This is a genomic window from Comamonas sp. w2-DMI, from assembly GCF_040187735.1.
GTDB classification, from domain to species: domain Bacteria; phylum Pseudomonadota; class Gammaproteobacteria; order Burkholderiales; family Burkholderiaceae_C; genus Comamonas; species Comamonas terrae.
On record NZ_JBANEL010000071.1, the window covers coordinates 1 to 1,693 of the forward strand.

The window sequence follows — 1,693 nt, forward strand, 5'->3', positions numbered from 1 at the left end:
CGACCGAGGCTGTGTGAAAACCCTCTCGTAGCCAACCCATGACCTGAATAAAGTCAATTCATCTCGGTTTCAGGAGATGGCATGCCTCGATTCATTGAAGGTCAAGCGCGGCAGCAAGTGACGCTGATGCCGGAATGTCTGGAGGACTTTATTGCTGGAGACAACCCGGTACGTGTTGTCGATGCCTTTGTCAGCGAACTCAATCTGCAGGCTTTGGGTTTTGACGGTGCAGAACCTGCCTGTACGGGCAGACCTTCTTACCACCCAGCCGTGCTGCTCAAGATCTACATCTACGGCTATCTCAATCGGCTGCAATCGAGCAGACGGCTTGAACGTGAATGCCAGCGTAACGTTGAACTGATGTGGCTGACTGGGCGCTTGGCTCCTGACTTCAAAACGATTGCAGACTTCCGCCGTGACAACGGCTCAGGCATTCGCAATGTGTGCCGCCGATTCGTACTTCTCTGCCGTGATCTGAAACTGTTCAGCCAGGCGCTGGTGGCCATTGATGGCAGCAAATTCAAAGCCGTCAACACGCGTGACAAGAACTTCACCTTGGGCAAGATCGACAAGCGGCAGCAGCAGATCGAAGAAAGCATCCAACGTTATCTGACGGCTTTGGATACAGCGGACCGCACGCAGCCTGTGGAACTCGAAGCCAAGACCACAAGGCTCCAAGACAAGATCGCCATGTTGCGCAAGCAAATGCGGGTGCTTGATGCAGTGAAGGAGCAACTCAAAGAGCAGCCCGAGAAGCAACTCTCGATGACAGATCCTGATGCACGGTCCATGGCAACCAGTGGTCGAGGCTCGGGCATGGTGGCCTATAACGTGCAGGTGGCGGTCGATGCCAAACATCACCTGATCGTCACTCATGAGGTCACCAACCAAGGGCATGACAGAGCTGCTCTAGCATCCATGGCTCAAGCAGCTCGCAAGGCAATGGGAAAACGCAAACTGCAAGCTATTGCAGATCGTGGCTATTACAGCGGTGAGCAAATCAAAGCATGTGAAGACACAAGCATTGCAGCCATTCTTCCCAAGCCCAACACATCGGGTGCCCGAGCTCACGGGCGCTTTGACCGCTCAGACTTCATCTATATCCAAAGCGACGATGAATTCCAATGCCCTGCGGAACAGCGCGCGATCTATCGTTTTACGCGGGAAGAGAACGGCTTACAGATGCGTCGTTACTGGAGCAGTGCGTGTACGCAATGCACGATAAAAGCCCAATGCACACCGAGCGACTACCGCCGCATCAGCCGATGGGAGCACGAAGACGTGCTGGAGCGAGCACAACAGCGCTTGGACCAGATGCCCGACGCCATGATGGTGAGAAGAAGGACAGTCGAGCACGTGTTTGGCACCCTCAAGCATTGGATGGGGTACACGCACTTCCTGACCAGGCGACTGCGCAACGTCAGCACGGAGATGAGCTTGAATGTGCTGGCTTACAACCTCAAGCGAGTGCTTGGAATCCTCGGGTTCGACAAAACGATGACGGCGATGCATCTGGTGGGCGGGTGAGCCCTTTTAAAACCGGGAAATTAGCGACCCCAAGGGTTCTGGAATGCAATGAGAAGGCTGAGGGCGCTCTTGGCGTCGAAGGCGCCTCAGTCGTGCTTGCCTGAAATCTGCCAGTTGGATTGTTCAGCCATTAATAGTTTTTTGCGTTTCCACACAGCCTCGACCC

Annotated in this window: 1 protein-coding gene; it reads left to right on the top strand. The window is 54.5% G+C overall.

Annotated features, from left to right (window positions below; translation table 11 throughout):
* The first annotated feature begins 81 nt into the window (after positions 1 to 81).
* The gene (locus tag V8Z74_RS26090) at positions 82 to 1,527 is read left to right on the top strand and encodes an IS1182 family transposase (RefSeq protein WP_349712283.1); all 1,446 of its coding nucleotides are present in this window, start codon (positions 82 to 84) and stop codon (positions 1,525 to 1,527) included.
* The last annotated feature ends 166 nt before the right edge of the window (positions 1,528 to 1,693 follow it).